Origin of the sequence: Streptomyces sp. CG 926 (assembly GCF_003148825.1) — a bacterium.
Lineage (GTDB): Bacteria > Actinomycetota > Actinomycetes > Streptomycetales > Streptomycetaceae > Streptomyces.
Window position 1 is genome coordinate 99,957 of the sequence record NZ_QGGZ01000006.1, and the last position, 13,534, is coordinate 113,490.

Consider the following 13,534-nt stretch of genomic DNA (forward strand, 5'->3'; position numbering starts at 1 on the left):
ACGACGCGAAAGGGCCCCCGCCGCCACGGTCACCCGTGGTGGGCGCGGGCCCTTTCGCGTCTCCCGTCCCCCTGCGCGGCCGCGCGCCTCAGCCGAGGACGACGCAGGTGGCCGCCGGTACGGCTGTCGAGCCGGCCCGGCGCGGCTGTCCGGTCAGCGGGTCCACCTCGAACCAGGTGACGTCCCCCGAGCGCTCGTTGGCCGCGTAGAGCCGGTTCCCCGAGGGATCGACGGCGAGATCGCGCGGCCACGCGCCTCCGCAGGCCACGGCGCCGGTGAGCCGCGGCCTCGCGGGCCCGTCGGCGAGGGAGAGGGTGACGATCGCGTCGGTTCCGCGGACGGCCGCCCAGACGAACCGGCCGTCGGGCGAGGCGACGATCGCCGAGGGGTAGGCCCGTACGGCCCCTGAAGAGCCCCCGGAGGCCACCGGAACCTCCCCGACCGGTTCCAGCCGCCCGGACCGCGCGTTCCAGCGGCAGACGGTCACCTGCGGCTCCAGTTCGTGCAGTACGTACGCCACCTCACCCTCCGGATGGAAGGCGAGGTGGCGGGGGCCGGTCCCGGCGCGCAGCACGGTCTCGGTGTGCACCCGAGCCGCCCCGGTGGTCGGGTCGAGCGCGCAGACCCGTACCGAGTCGGTGCCGAGGTCCACGCTGAGCACCCAGCGGCCGGTCGGGTCCGGCAGCACCTGATGGGCGTGCGGGCCCTCCTGCCGGTCGGCGTCGGGACCGGAGCCCTGGTGCGACAGGACGTGGGAGGGTCCGTCCGGGCGGCCGTCGGCGGCGAGCGGGATACTGCTGACGCTGCCGGAGGTGTAGTTGGCGGTGAGCAGCCGGCGCCCGGCCAGGCTGAGGTGGGTGGGACCGGAGCCCCCGACGCGGACGGGCGCGCCGAGGGGGGCGAGGCCCGCGGCGGTCGGCCGGTAGGCGGCCACCGCGCCGCGCTCGGTCTCGTTCACCGCGTAGAGCACGCCGGTGGAGCGGGAGAGGGCGAGGTACGAGGGGTCCTCGGCGGGGGTGATCGAGAGCGGGGTCAGCGCCCCGGTCTTCGGATCCACGGCGGCGGTGGTGACTCCGCGGCCACCCGTCGAGGTGAACGAGCCGATGTAGGCCCGGGGTTCACCGCCCCGGTCCCTGATGTCCGCGTCGCCCACGTCGAGCCCCTTTCACCGCTGCCGGATCCGTTCGGAGCCGACGGTAACAGAAGGTCTAGACCAAATCCCGCCCTTGGGCCCGCTCCTGTGCGCCGGGGTGGTGGACGTAGGCGGTGCTGCTGCTGCGGTCCTCGTAGGTGCGGTGGAAGACCGGGGTGGCGGAGCCGGAGATCGGCGGCACTATCCAGGACCAGTCCGCGCCCACCTCGCGCCCCTTGCGCTCCTCCCGTTCCATGTGGGACAGGAAGCGCCGGGACTCGCTGTGGTGGTCGGCGATGGTGACCCCGGCGCGGTCGAAGGAGTGCAGGACGGCCCGGTTGAGTTCGACCAGCGCCCGGTCCTTCCAGAGGGAGCGGTCGCTGGAGGTGTCCAGACCCAGGCGGCGGGCGACGGCGGGGAGGAGGTTGTACCGGTCGGTGTCGGCGAGGTTGCGCGCGCCGATCTCGGTGCCCATGTACCACCCGTTGAACGGCGCGGCCGGGTAGTGGATGCCGCCGACCTCCAGGCACATGTTGGAGATGGCGGGTACGGCGTGCCAGCGCAGCCCCCAATCCGCCCAGCCGTCGCCGTCGGGATGGTCGATCGGCACCTCCAGGACGGCGTCGGCGGGGGTCTCGAACCAGCGGGGCTTGTCGTCGACGCCTTGGACCACCAGCGGCAGGAGGTCGAAGGGGGTACCGGGGCCGCCGGGCCAGCCGAGCCGGAGCAGGGCCTCGGTCAGCGGGGCGTTGCGGGCGTCGCCGACGGTTATGGACGGGTGGTCGCCGTAGCCCGCGTATCTGACCAACTGCTCGCTCCAGATCAGCGGGCCGGGTCGGTCCGGGGCGTCCGGGGCGAAGACGGTGATGGTGGGCCTGACCCGGCCCCGGTTGGTCGCCTCACGCAGGTGGTCGAAGCACTCGGCGGCGATGCCGTCGGCGTCGGTGAGCCCGCGGCGGTCGCGGACCCGCAGCGAGTTCCAGTAGAGCCGCCCTATGCAGCGGTTACTGTTGCGCCAGGCGACCCGGGCCCCGTGGACCAGTTCCGCGGGGGTGTGCACATAGGTGCCGGTCGCGGCGAGCTCGGCCCGCACGGCGGCGAGTCGGGCGCGCGGGTCGCCGGCGTCCGCGTTCTCCCGGTGGAAGAGTCGGATGAACTCCTCGGCCGCTTCCCACACCTGAGCGGTGGTGGAGCGCTGTTGAAGAATTTCCATTCCGGGCGGTTACCCCCTGTCCGACCAGATCCACCCTGTACTTGCCGGATGAATGTGCAATAAACAATTACCCGTTGTACATGTCGCAGGTCAGCGCGGGGTGATTGGCCGTGAGGGAGCACTCCTTGGAGTGATCCCTCATGAATCGGGCTGCGGTGGAGCACGCGGGGGCGTACGATCCGGCGCGTTCCGGGAGTTGGTGGTGCGCCGGGTCAGCGGCAGGGGCGACTCATGTAGAGCGCCCGCTCACCGACCGCCGGCGTGCCGTCGTACAGCGCGGTGTCGAGGCCGCAGAAGGTGAACCCCATCCGTCGATAGGCGTGCACCGCCGGGGCGTTGACCGAGCTGACCTCCAACCACAGGTGGTGTGCGCCCCGTTCGCGGGCGAACCGCTCGGCGCACTCCATCAGGCCGCGGCCGATGCCGCGACCCCGATGGCCGGGGGCGACCTCGATGTCCTCGACGGTCAGCCGCCGGTTCCAGGGCGCGTATCCGACGGCGGCGTACCCGCACAGCAGCTCGCCGTCGAGGGCCACGAAGGTCCGCGCGTCGGCGTCCGAGTCCTTGCCCCCGCCGAAGACCTGCTCGTCGTGTTCCTCGGGCGGGAACACCTTGTGCACGGGCGGGTCCACGGGGACCTCGCGGAGCAGGAAGCCCGAAGCGTAGCCGTCGTCCGGACCCGGCTCGCTCACCTCGAAGACCGTGGCGGTGGTGAAGGAGCTGTCCAGGGCCTCGATGGCACCCGCGTCCTCGGGACGGGCGGGGCGGTACACGATCGTGTCGGCCGAGCCGTGTGCGGTGGTCATGAGATCCACCGTACGCAAAAAATCCCCCGTCCGAATTGGCTGACGAGGGAGAGAAGAGCGTATATTCAATGGTTCACGACTTTGCTTCGAACGAAGTCGTGGTGAAGCTTACGAGGACATTGTAGCGCGGCAGGAGTGCAATTGTCAACCGAGGAATTCCGGAAAGAGCAGCAATTCGTCACCGACCTCTATCGGCGCCTCGACGGTCTGCGTGACCAGGCCGAACAGGCGGTCGAGGGGGCGCTGCGCGATGTCGGGACCGGATTTCAGGCGCGGCTGGAGCGGGACGTCCTGGTCGCCGAGCAGTCCGGTCTGCTTTCCGCCCTGAATGCGGGCGAGAACGGCCTGTGTTTCGGCCGTCTGGAGTTCTCCGACGGTCGGGACCACCACATCGGCCGGCTCGGAATCCGGGCCGACGACGCGGAACGCACCCCGTTGGTCCTGGACTGGCGCGCGGACGTGGCCCGCCCCTTCTACCTCGCCACCGGTCACACCCCGATGGGTCTGCGCCGCCGCCGGCACATCAGCAGCCAGGGGCGTGTGGTCACCGCTCTGCACGACGAGATCCTCGACCTGACCGACGCGGAGCGCACCGGGCACGAGGGCGCCGACGCGGACGCCGTGCTGCTCGCCGCGCTCGACGCCGCCCGGACCGGCCGGATGCACGACATCGTGCGCACCATCCAGGCCGAGCAGGACCGGATCATCCGCTCCACGCACCGTGGGGTGCTGGTCGTCGAGGGCGGTCCCGGCACCGGCAAGACCGCGGTCGCGCTGCACCGCGCCGCCTACCTGCTGTACGCCCACCGGGAGCTGCTCGCCAAGCGCGGTGTGCTGATCGTCGGACCGGGCCCGGCCTTCCTCGGCTACATCGGCGGGGTGCTCCCGGCCCTCGGCGAGACGGGCGTGCTGCTGGCCACCCCCGGCGAGCTCTTCCCCGGTGTGCACGCCACCGCCGCCGACCGCCCGGGGGCCGCCGCGGTGAAGGGGCGGGCCGCGATGGCGGAGGTCCTCGCCCGGGTGGTGGCCGACCGGCAGTGCCTGCCGGAGACGGTGCCGGCGGACACCGGCGAGGAGTACGACACCGTCCCCGAGCCGGCGCTGGAGATCGACCACGAGGAGTACGGGACGCTGCGGCTGGACCGCACCATGGCGTACGAGGCGCGCGACCGGGCCCGGGCCACCGGGCTGCCGCACAACCAGGCGCGTCCCTCCTTCGCCTTCCCGATCATCGACGCGCTCACCGCGCAGCTCGTCGACCGGCTGGGCGCCGATCCGTACGGCGGTCCGAACCTGCTCGGCTCGGACGACATCGCCCAGCTCGGCAAGGAGATCGCGACGAGCACCGCCGTGCACGCGGCGATCGACTCGCTGTGGCCCTCCCTCACCCCCCAGCGACTGATCGCCGACTTCCTCGCGGATCCCACGCACCTGCCCGCGCACGAGGCCGACCTGATCCGGCGCGCGCCCTCGGGCCGGCCCGAATGGACCCCGGCCGACGTGCCGCTCCTGGACGAGGCGGCCGAGCTGCTCGGCGAGGACGACAGCGCCCGGCGAGCCGCCGAGGAGCGGGACCGGCAGCGCCGCATCGCCTACGCGCAGGGGGTGCTGGACCTGTCCGAGGGCTCGCAGTCGTACGAGTTCGAGGACGAGGAGAACGAATACCTCGCGGCCCACGACATCATCGACGCGGAGCGGATGGCCGAGCGCCATGAGGAGGCCGATCACCGCAGCACCGCCGAGCGGGCGGCGGCCGACCGGACCTGGGCCTTCGGACACGTCATCGTGGACGAGGCGCAGGAGCTGTCGGCGATGGCGTGGCGGCTGCTGATGCGGCGTTGCCCGACCCGGTCGATGACGCTGGTCGGCGACCCGGCGCAGACGGCCGACGAGGCGGGCTGCGGGTCGTGGGAGCGGATCCTCTCGCCGTACGTGGGCGAGCGCTGGGAGCTGGTCCGGCTGGGGGTCAACTACCGCACGCCGGCCGAGATCATGGAGGTGGCGGCGGCCGTGCTGCGGACCGGCGATCCCGGCTTCGAGCCGCCGCGGTCGGTACGGGCCACCGGGGTGCGGCCGTGGGCGCAGGCGACCGGTGACCTCGCGGCGGCGACCCGGGAGGCCGTGGCGCGGGAGCTGCCGGCCGAAGGGCGGCTCGCGGTGATCGCGCCGCGGGCGCGGCACGCGGCCCTGGCCGCCGTACTGCCGGGGGTACGGGAGGGCGCGGAACCGGATCTGACCGGGGAGGTGGTCCTGCTGGACCCGCGCCAGGCCAAGGGGCTGGAGTTCGACACGGTGATCGTGGTGGAACCGGTCGAGCTGAGGCCGAGCGATCTGTACGTGGCGCTGACGCGGGCCACCCAGACCCTCGGGGTGGTGCACACCGCCGGCCGGCTGCCGGCAGGGCTGGCCGACGGTCCGCAGGGGCTGCTCAGGCGCTGATGACGAGCGGCGCCCGGGGGTCGGTGCGCAGCGGGGTCGCCAGTGCCACGAGGGTGTGTTCCAGACCGTGGAGATGGGCGAGCGCCGGTTCCGCGGCGGCGGGCCGGGGCTGCGGCACGGTGGCGGGACCGGGCGTGGCTCCCGGGGCGGTCAGGGCCTCCACCGCGGCCTCCACGCGCCAGCAGGCGGCGGCCAGCCGGGCGTCGTGGGAGGCCTGCGGGTCGGCGGCGACGGCGACCAGCCCGCGCACGTCCCGGGCGCAGTCGTCGAGGAGCGCGAGCACCTGCCGGGCCCGGGCCTTGCGGGCGCGCAGCGGGCTCAGCGGGTGGACGAGCGGCGCGAGGGCGGTCCGGACCCGGCCCAGCAGCAGCTCCAGTTCGGCGGCGTGCGGGGCGGGGTCGGCGTCCGGGTCGCCGGCGAGGCGGTCCAGGGCGGCCGCGGTGCAGGCGCGTACGCAGTGCAGGGCGCGCTGGATCCAGGCGTCGTTGGCGGCGTGGGTGGTGACGGGGAGGATGATCACGACGGCGAGGGCGGCGCCGAGCGCGCCGATGGCGGTCTCCTGGAAGCGCAGGAGCAGCAGTCCGGGGTGCAGGACGCCGAGCAGGCCGTAGAGCAGCCCGGCCATGACGGTGACGAAGAACATCATCCAGGAGTACGAGGGCGCGGCCGTGTAGAAGATCCCGAAGACGCATACGGCGACCAGTGCGGCGGTGGGCACCGGCGCGCCGTGCAGGGGTACGGCGATCAGCAGGCCGGCGGCGATGCCGACGACGGTGCCGAGGACGCGGCGGAAGCCCCGTACGAGGGTCTCGCCCCGGGAGGTGGTGTTCACGAAGATCCACCAAGAGGTGCCGACGGCCCAGTACCAGCGGTCGTCGGAGAGCGCCTGGCCGATGCCGAGCGCGAAGGCGCAGGCGGCGGTGGCCTGGAAGGCCTGCCGGGTGGTCGGCCGCGCGAGTCCGGTCCCGGGCAGGCCGGGCGGGGCCGCGGGGGGCGGGGTGCGCCGCTCGATGGGCCACAGCAGGAAGCGCACGGCTCCGGCGGCGAGGAGGGCCAGTCCCACGGCGGCGTACAGCTCGGGCAGCTGCCCGGGCCGGGCGTGCAGGAACTGGGTGACGAAGAACATCATGAAGCCGAAGATCCCGAGGGCGTGTCCGCGCGGGCCGAAGCGGCGGGCGTGGACCCCGGCGAACACGACGGCGAGGAAGGCGGCGTCCCGGGCGAGCGGCACCCCGTGCAGGGTGGTCGCGAGGGTCAGGACGGGAAATCCGGCGACGGGCAGCAGGGCGGTGGTGACGCGCTGGGCGCGGACGTCCGCGTCGAGCACGGTGAAGAGGGCGAGCAGGGCCGCCAGTCCCCCGGTGATGGAGGCGGTCTGGGAGAGACCGCACGCTTCGGCGAGCGCGACGGCGGCGGCGACGCCGATCACCGCGCGGGCCGAGTTCCGCAGTCTCATACGCCCCGGATCCGGAGCCACGAACATCCTCTTCACGGCGGTGTGCCGCCCCCCTCGGAGTGCTGCGCGCCGGCCCGGCGCCGCCCGGGGGTGGTGGGCGGCGAACGGGCACGGCGAAGGCGCCGCGCTCCGGAACCGGCCTCGTTGCCGTCCGGCGCTGCGCGGCGCCGTAAGTACATGGATACGACACAGATAAGCATCCGAGGGCCTACTGGCTCAAACGGACCCTTGGGTACTGGGCCATTGGTACAGCCGAGGCACGGACATGTCGGCCATGGGCCTGCCATCGGACCATCGTCGGCGGGAGCCTGGCACCGGCCGGGTCACGCCGTCCTGGCCGACTCTCGTCCACGTGACCACGCGCTGTTATCGTGCAGCGACCCGCGGAACGTACGGAAGGGGACCGACGTTGACGCGCACGGCGGAGTTCGGGGAGGCCGAGGCGTTCAGCCGGGCCGCTGTGGCGGTATTCCGGCTGAACGGACGGTTCACCGCGGCCCTCGACCGACTCACGCTCGCCTCGGGGCTCAGCGCGGCGCGCTGGCAGATACTCACCACGGTGACGGGTGAGTCACTTTCCGTGTCCGCCGTGGCCCGGCGGGTGGGGACCACGCGCCAGAGCGTGCAGCGCATAGCGGACCTGCTGGTGCGCCAAGGGCTCGCGATCTACCTGGACAATCCGGCGCACCGGCGGGCCAAGCTGCTCACCGCCACCGAGCAGGGCGTGGCCGCGAAACGGGAGATCGATTCCTGTCTCGCCGAGCTGGCCCGGCAGTTGTGCGAGGGCCTCGGCGGCGAGGACGAGGTGTACCGCACGGCCGAGGTGCTGCGGGGCCTTTCCGGCGCGTTGTCGTCGATCGGATCCGACGACTCTGCGTGAAGCCCGCGCACGTGTCCGCCGCTATACGGACAAGCCGGCCTGAAACTGCCGATGTTTTTCCAAAGAGTTGACTGCACCGAGGAACGCTCTTTGCGGTACCGTTCGCGCCTGACGCGGGGTTTCAAGGCCGGGGGACCTTTTGAATCGGTTTGTCTTCAGAGTGCTGGGGCCGCTGCTCGTCCAGACCGATGACGGTCCGCTGCGCATCAACGGCCGGCGCCAGGTCACGGTCCTCGCGATGCTGGTCCTCTACGCCGACCGGATCGTGTCGGTGGACACGCTCGTGGACGCCGTCTGGCCGGAATCTCCCCCGGCGACGGCCCGCAACCAGATCGCCATCTGCGTGGCCACCCTCCGCAAGACCTTCAAGCAGGCCGGGGTGACCGATCTGCTGATCACCTCTCCCCCGGGCTACCTGCTGGCCAAGGGCGAGCACCGGATCGACGTCCAGGAGTTCCTGGAGCGGGCCGAGCAGGGGCGGGACGCCGCCCGGCACGGACGGACCGAACAGGCGTGTGCGCAGCTGGAGGAGGCCCTCAGCATCTGGCGGGGCTCCGCGCTCGACGAGCCGTCCGGCTCCCGGCTGGAGGCGGAGACGACCAGGCTGGAGCAGATGCGGCTGGCGCTGATGGAGGAACGTGCCGGGCTGATGCTCCAGCTTGGCCGGCACCGCGCGCTCACCGGGGAGCTCGCCGAGCTGGTGGCCCGGCACCCGCTGCGCGAACAGTGCCGCGAGCACCTCATGCTGGCCCTGTACCGGTCCGGGCAGCGCGCCGAGGCCCTGGAGGTGTTCCTGGACGGCCGCCGGTTACTCACCGAGCAGCTCGGGATCGAACCGGGTCCCGGACTGCGCCAGTTGCACGAGCTGATCCTGCGCGACTCCCCCGAACTGACCCGGCCCCCCGCCACGGCGGCGCCCGCGCCCGCGGCCTTGAGCACCATCCCGGCACAACTGCCCGCCGACGTGATGGCGTTCACCGGCCGGCAGCGGGAGATGACCTCACTGGACCGGCTGCTGAAGGAGCCCTACAACCCCCACACCCCGGCGCTGGCGACCATCGTCGGCGTGGGCGGCGTGGGCAAGACCGCCCTCGCGGTGCACTGGGCGAGCCAGGTCGCCGACCAGTTCCCGGACGGCCAACTCTTCGCCGATCTGCGCGGGTACGACGAGGAGCACGCGCCGGTGTCCCCCGCCGCCGTGCTCGACCGGTTCCTCCGGGCCCTCGGGATCGGCGCGCCCCAGATACCCGCGGATCCCGACGAGCGGGCCTCGCTGTTCCGGAGCCTGCTCAGCACCCGTAAGACCCTGATCGTCCTGGACAACGTACGCTCCTTCGACCAGCTCAGACCCCTGCTCCCGGGGGGCGGGCGCAGCGTGGTGCTGGCCACCAGCCGGGAGAGCCTGGGTGACCTGACCGGGGACTACACGGCGCTGACCCTGCGGCTGCGGATGCTGGAGCCGACCGAGGCGACGGCGCTGCTGATCAAACTGGCCGGAGCCGACCGGTTCGGCAGCGATCCGGTGGCGGTCGAGCAGCTCGGCGCGCTCTGCGACCGCCTCCCGCTCGCGCTGCGGATCGCCGGGGCGCGACTCGCGGCCAAACCCGGTCTGAGCGTACGGAGCCTGGTGGCGCGGCTGCGCGACCACCGGTCGCGGCTCGACGTGCTGAGCCCGGGCGAGGGCGGGGTGCGGGCCGGCTTCCGGCTCACCTACCGGGACCTGCCCCCCGAGGCGGCCCGGATGTACCGCCGGCTCGGACTCCTGCGCACGGCCGACTTCGCCGCCTGGGCGGGGGCGGCCGTGCTGGACACGGACGTGTGGCACGCGGAGGAACTGATCGACCACCTGGTGGACGCGCAGCTGCTGGAGGTGGCCGACGCCGAGCCGGGGCGGGCCGCCCGCTACCGGTTCCAGGACCTGCTGCGGCTGTTCGCCCGTGAGCGGGCGGAGTCGGACGAGCCGGAGGGGGAGACCGACGGGGCGCTGGAGCGGGCCTTCGCGTCCTGGCTCTGGCTGGCCGAGGAGGCACACCGGCGGATCGACGGACGCGAGTTCCCGGTCGGCCGGCCGGCCGAACCGGCTCCGCGCTTCCTGCCGGAGCTGGCCGACGAGCTGCTGGCCACGCCGATGGACTGGTTCGAGTCGGAGCGCACGGCCGTCACGGACCTGGTGGCCCACGCGGCGGAGACGGGCCGGGCCCGGTACGCGTGGACGCTGACCGAGAGCGCGGTGCCGCACTTCGAGACGAAGAACTACCTGGAGGACTGGCAGCGCTGCGCCGAGCAGGCGCTGGCCGCGGCCCGGCGCACCGGCGACGAGCCGGGCGAGGCGACGATGCTCCGGCTGCTGGGGTCGCTGGCGATCTACCAGCGGCGGTACGAGCAGGCCGAGGGCTGGAACATGGCCGCGCTGCGGCTGCTGCGCAACGCCGGTGACATGGGCGGGGCGGCGCTCGCCCAGCGGAACCTGGCGATGTGCGCGCGGTTCCAGGGGGACTGGGAGCGGGCCCTGGAGTACTGCGAGGCGGCCCTCAGCGGTTTCCACGCGACGGGTGACATCGGGAACGAGGCCCACCTGCTCGGTTTCCAGGCGCAGATCGAGCTGGACCGGGGCAACGTGGGGGGCGCGCTGCCACTCGCGGAGCGGGCGGTGGCGCTGAGCCGGCGCACCGGATCGGTACGGGCGGAGGCGCAGAGCGTGTACCGGCTGGCCGAGGTGCGGCTGCGGGCGGGAGATCTGGACGAGGCCGCGGAGGCCTTCGGCGCGGTACTGCGGCTGACCCGGGGCGAGGGCGACCGGGTCGGGGAGGCGCACGCGCTGCGCGGGCTGGGGCAGACGCAGTGGAGCCAGGGCCTGCTGCCGGCGGCGGGGGGAACGCTGCAGCAGGCCCTGGAGATCACCGATGAGCTGGCGGACCGTTTCCTGTACGCCCGGGTGGAGACCGATCTCGGGTGCGTGGAGGCGATCGGCGGCCGCCCTGCGGAGGCGGCGGAGAGGTTCCGGCGGGCGCGGGCCGCCTTCGGCGAGGTCGGCGCGCAGCCCTGGCGGGCCCAGGCGGACCGGCTGCTGGCGGCGGTCCAGGCCGCGTCGGACACGGCGGACGAACTGGGCGGTGGGGGCGCCGGTGAAATGCCGCATCGTTCCTTCACCGCGGCGGAACTGACGGTGCTGCTGACGCGCCCGGAGGGCTAGCCGCCGGCTGGGCGTCGTGGGGAGAGCGGGGCAGGGGCGGGCCGGGAGTGGGCCGGGAGTGGGGCGGGTCAGCCCCAGGGCATGTCGCCGTGCGTGCCGGCGGAGCCGTGGCGCGGCGGGTCCAGCGGCTTGACGACGCCCCAGGGCATGTCGCCGTCAGCCCGTGTGGCGGTGTGCGTGTCCGTCAGGCCGGCCGACGCTGCCCCCGTGCCGACGAACATCCCCGCCAGAACGACCAGGCAGGCCGCCGCCGTCGTGTTCGCCGTCTTCGCCGTCCGCGTGCTGCGCATCTGGGAATCCCCTCTCGGTGGAGCATCACTGCCGCTCGCTGCGGCATGGATGGAACAGTAGGGACGCCTCCTTTTCCTTCTGTGTTCCATCGATTTCGTGCCCCGGGCCGCCCTCGAAATCGACACGATATCGAGGAGACAACGCACTCCACTAGCTTCGTTCAGAGATTCTTCTCCATGAATCACGGATGGGGCGGTACATGGAATTCCGAGTGCTGGGGCCGGTCGAGGTACGGCGGGACGGCCGCCGGGTCGCGTTCTCCGGGGCGAAGCTGCACACCGTGCTCGCGGCGCTCCTCGTGGCCCGTGAGGAGGTGATCTCCGACGAACGGCTGTGCCGGCTGCTGTGGGGTTGGGCTCCACCGGCCACCGTCAGCGCACAGCTCTACACCTATGTTTCCCGTTTGCGCAAGATTCTCGGCGACGGTGTTCTGATCGATCGTCGGCCGCCCGGATATGCCATGAGCATCGGTAATGCGACGCTCGACCTGAACGAATTCGAGAAGATGGCGATCGGCGGCCGTGAGGCACTGATCGCCGAGGACTTCGAAAAGGCCGGTGAGCTGCTGCGCGGCGCCTTGGCCCGGTGGAACGGGCTGCCCTTCGCCAACGCCACGGAATACCTGGCCGACGCGGAGGCGCCGCGGCTCACCGAGGCCCGGGCGGTCACCCTGGAGTACCGCATCGCGGCCGATCTCGCGCTGGGCCGGCACGAACAGGTCACCGGAGAGCTGACCGGCCTGGTCGCCGAGTTCCCGCTGCGCGAGCGCATCCGGTGCCAGCTGATGACGGCCCTGTGCCGGTCGGGGCGGCAGGCGGACGCCATCCACCTCTACCACCACGGCCGCGCGGTGCTCGCCGACGAGCTGGGGGTGAACCCCGGCGAGGAGCTCCAGGCCACCTACCGTTCACTGCTGGAGGGGACGCTGGACCGGCAGCCGCGCACCGCCCCGGCCGTCCTGTCCGGTCCCCGGCGCGACGCCGCCGGGCGCCCGGACGGTGCCCCGGCCATGCTGCCGCCCGACACCGTCGACTTCACCGGCCGGGAGCCCGAACTGGAGCTGCTGTGTCGTGCGTTGGCCCCCGACGCGCAGGGCGGTGAGCGGCCCCGCCGGGTCCTGGTCACCGGCATGGCCGGGCTCGGCAAGACCGCCTTGGCCGTGCACGCGGCCCACCGCTGCCGGCGCCACTTCCCCGACGGGCAGTTGTACGCCGACCTGCGCGCGCCCGACGGCACTCCCCGCCACCCCACCCGGGTACTGCGCGGGCTGCTGCGCGCGCTGGGCCCGATGGACGACGTACCGGCCGCCGAGGACCAGGACCAGCTGGTCCGTCTCTACCGGGAGCGGACCCGGGGCAAGCAGCTGCTGATCGTGCTGGACAACGCCTCCGGGGCCGCCCAGTTGGGTCCGCTGCTGCCCAACACCCCGGAGCCCGCGGTCCTGGTCACCGGGCGAACGGCCCTGCCCACCGTGGCCGGGGCGCACACCGTGGCCCTCGCCCCGCTGGCACCCGGGGACTCGCTGGAGCTGCTCTCGGCCGCGGCCGGTCCCGCCCGGGTGGCCTCGGCACCCGGTGCGGCGTCCTCGATCGTCGAGCACTGCGCAGGCCTGCCGCTGGCCCTGCGGATCGTCGGGACCCGGATCGCCGCCCGACCGCACTCCACCCCGGACCGGCTGGCCCGCCGGCTGGCGGATCCCGTGACCCGGCTGCGGGAGCTGCACTCGGGTGATCTGGACGTGCACAGCTCGCTGCTGCCGTCCTGGCGGGCGCTGGACCCGGAGGTGCGTTCGGTGTTCCCGGCGCTGGCCGCACTGGGCCCCAGGCCGTTCCCGGCCGTGGACGCGGCGATGTCGCTGAACCTGCCGGAGGTCGAGGCCGAGCGGCTGTCGGAGGCGCTGGCCGACGCGGCCCTGTTGGAGGTCAGCGGCGCGGACGAGCAGGGCAGGCCCTGCTACCTGTTCCATCCGCTCGTACGACTCTTCGCGCTCTCCCTGGGCGAGAGGGCCGCGCCCGACCGCGGGAGCACCGCCCGCACCGAACATAACCGGCGGCTAACTCACCGCCCCTAGCCTCGCCCTGCCCCGCAGCAGGGCGCTCCGGCCCGTACCCACCCCGGGCACCC

The 13,534-nt window shown here is 73.2% G+C and carries 9 protein-coding genes; 4 read left to right on the forward strand and 5 right to left on the reverse strand.

Annotated elements, in window-relative coordinates; all coding sequences use genetic code 11:
* Window positions 1-88 precede the first annotated feature (88 nt).
* The 3 genes from BCL76_RS17525 to BCL76_RS17535 form a co-directional block, all read right to left on the reverse strand.
* A complete protein-coding gene (locus tag BCL76_RS17525) occupies window positions 89-1,153 on the reverse strand; it encodes a lactonase family protein (protein ID WP_258309768.1) in 1,065 nt (354 codons plus the stop codon).
* A 55-nt stretch (window positions 1,154-1,208) separates the two neighbouring features.
* Entirely contained in the window at window positions 1,209-2,345 is a 1,137-nt protein-coding gene (locus BCL76_RS17530; RefSeq protein ID WP_109780432.1) for a nitric oxide synthase oxygenase, read from the reverse strand.
* Window positions 2,346-2,557: 212 nt separating this feature from the next.
* Window positions 2,558-3,151: a GNAT family N-acetyltransferase gene (locus tag BCL76_RS17535; protein WP_109780433.1), complete on the reverse strand. Its 594-nt coding sequence runs from the start codon at window positions 3,149-3,151 to the stop codon at window positions 2,558-2,560.
* A 141-nt stretch (window positions 3,152-3,292) separates the two neighbouring features.
* Between BCL76_RS17535 and BCL76_RS17540 the strand changes: the two genes are divergently transcribed.
* The gene (locus tag BCL76_RS17540) at window positions 3,293-5,590 is read left to right on the forward strand and encodes a HelD family protein (protein WP_109780434.1); all 2,298 of its coding nucleotides are present in this window, start codon (window positions 3,293-3,295) and stop codon (window positions 5,588-5,590) included.
* Here the strand turns inward: BCL76_RS17540 and BCL76_RS17545 are convergent.
* Window positions 5,580-7,073, reverse strand: coding sequence for an FUSC family protein (locus BCL76_RS17545; RefSeq protein WP_109780435.1), 1,494 nt, complete (start codon window positions 7,071-7,073; stop codon window positions 5,580-5,582). The genes BCL76_RS17540 and BCL76_RS17545 overlap by 11 nt on opposite strands.
* A 382-nt stretch (window positions 7,074-7,455) precedes the next feature.
* Here BCL76_RS17545 and BCL76_RS17550 point away from each other — a divergent pair, with 382 nt between their 5' ends.
* Window positions 7,456-7,926: a MarR family winged helix-turn-helix transcriptional regulator gene (locus BCL76_RS17550; protein WP_258309769.1), complete on the forward strand. Its 471-nt coding sequence runs from the start codon at window positions 7,456-7,458 to the stop codon at window positions 7,924-7,926.
* Between the two features lie 160 nt (window positions 7,927-8,086).
* The gene (locus BCL76_RS17555; protein ID WP_258309770.1) at window positions 8,087-11,119 is read left to right on the forward strand and encodes an AfsR/SARP family transcriptional regulator; all 3,033 of its coding nucleotides are present in this window, start codon (window positions 8,087-8,089) and stop codon (window positions 11,117-11,119) included.
* Between the two features lie 68 nt (window positions 11,120-11,187).
* Here the strand turns inward: BCL76_RS17555 and BCL76_RS17560 are convergent, their stop codons facing one another.
* Window positions 11,188-11,409 carry a hypothetical protein gene (locus tag BCL76_RS17560; protein WP_109780437.1) on the reverse strand — a complete coding sequence of 74 codons (222 nt, stop codon included), beginning with the start codon at window positions 11,407-11,409 and terminating at the stop codon, window positions 11,188-11,190.
* 200 nt (window positions 11,410-11,609) lie between these two features.
* Here BCL76_RS17560 and BCL76_RS17565 point away from each other — a divergent pair, with 200 nt between their 5' ends.
* On the forward strand, window positions 11,610-13,481 hold the full coding sequence (locus tag BCL76_RS17565; protein ID WP_109780689.1) for an AfsR/SARP family transcriptional regulator: 1,872 nt from the start codon (window positions 11,610-11,612) through the stop codon (window positions 13,479-13,481).
* Window positions 13,482-13,534 lie beyond the last annotated feature (53 nt).

Coding starts and splice junctions, on each gene's coding strand:
- BCL76_RS17530 (WP_109780432.1), bottom strand. CDS start 2,345: ATGGAAATTCTTCAACAGCGCTCCACCACCGCTCAGGTGTGGGAAGCG.
- BCL76_RS17535 (WP_109780433.1), bottom strand. CDS start 3,151: ATGACCACCGCACACGGCTCGGCCGACACGATCGTGTACCGCCCCGCC.
- BCL76_RS17545 (WP_109780435.1), bottom strand. CDS start 7,073: ATGTTCGTGGCTCCGGATCCGGGGCGTATGAGACTGCGGAACTCGGCC.
- BCL76_RS17560 (WP_109780437.1), bottom strand. CDS start 11,409: ATGCGCAGCACGCGGACGGCGAAGACGGCGAACACGACGGCGGCGGCC.
- BCL76_RS17565 (WP_109780689.1), top strand. CDS start 11,610: ATGGAATTCCGAGTGCTGGGGCCGGTCGAGGTACGGCGGGACGGCCGC.